A 344-nucleotide genomic window follows, 5' to 3' on the forward strand; every position below is an offset into this window, starting at 1 on the left:
CTCGGGGTGAAGTCCCACGGTCCTCGGATCGTGGGGCCGGGTGATTTCTCCCACCCGACCCCGACAGCTGACCTCGTAGGCGCGCGGAGAGGTTGAACGTGACTGCTCGCAGCATGCGCGGGAAGCACCGCGCCGCCCGCCGCCCGATTATGGCGGACCCCACCGCGGCCGCTGGCCGTCGTGTTGCTGTGGTGGCGAACGCAGGCGGCAGGCGCGAGTGCGGGGACGGACGTGGAAAGCAGTAAACGCCGCGGGTCCAAGGGTTGCCCGTACGGCAGGGGTGGGAGACCCAATTCCGAGCAACGGTAACGGGGTCTTCGGGGTAAAGACCCACGGCGAGCGGA

1 riboswitch is annotated in these 344 nt (G+C 69.2%).

Annotated features, from left to right (window positions below):
* Positions 1-96, forward strand: a riboswitch (cyclic di-AMP (ydaO/yuaA leader). This riboswitch is flagged as partial in the annotation.
* Positions 97-344 lie beyond the last annotated feature (248 nt).

This window comes from Isoptericola haloaureus (assembly GCF_036689775.1).
GTDB lineage: Bacteria > Actinomycetota > Actinomycetes > Actinomycetales > Cellulomonadaceae > Isoptericola > Isoptericola haloaureus.